We start from the raw sequence: 470 nt of genomic DNA, 5'->3' as shown, positions 1-470 counted from the left end.
CCCGATACGCGTATCACCTTCCGCGGCGACAGCCATTACGCCGGCCCCGAGGCGATGACTTTTTGCGAGCAAAACGGCGTCGATTACATCTTCGCGCTAGCCGGCACGAAGCCGCTCGCCAGAAAGGTCGACGAGGTCTGTGATGCAGTTCGAACCGAACGTGCGATCGAGAACAAGATCGTGGTTCGCGGCTACACCGAGACCCGCCACGCGGCCGGCTCCTGGCATCGTGAGCGCCGCGTCGTCGCCCGCATCGAGGCAACCCAACAAGGGCTCGACGTCCGCTACGTCGTCACCAGCCTGGATATCGGCTCGGCTGAGTGGATCTATGACAGCCTCTATTGCGCTCGCGGACAGGCCGAGAACCTGATCAAGCTGCACAAGACCCAGCTCGCCTCCGATCGCACCAGTTGCCGCTCGGCGCTCGCCAACCAGGTCCGCCTCGTCTTCCACACCGCCGCCTATTGGCT

General features: G+C 63.6%; 1 protein-coding gene. It reads left to right on the top strand.

Annotated features, from left to right (window positions below; genetic code table 11):
- On the top strand, positions 1-470 hold a 470-nt coding region (locus AC066Y_RS43315; protein WP_478279147.1), incomplete at both ends, for a transposase.

It is taken from the genome of Bradyrhizobium sp. USDA3010 (genome assembly GCF_056429065.1).
This window is presented reverse-complemented; position numbering and strand designations above follow the sequence as displayed.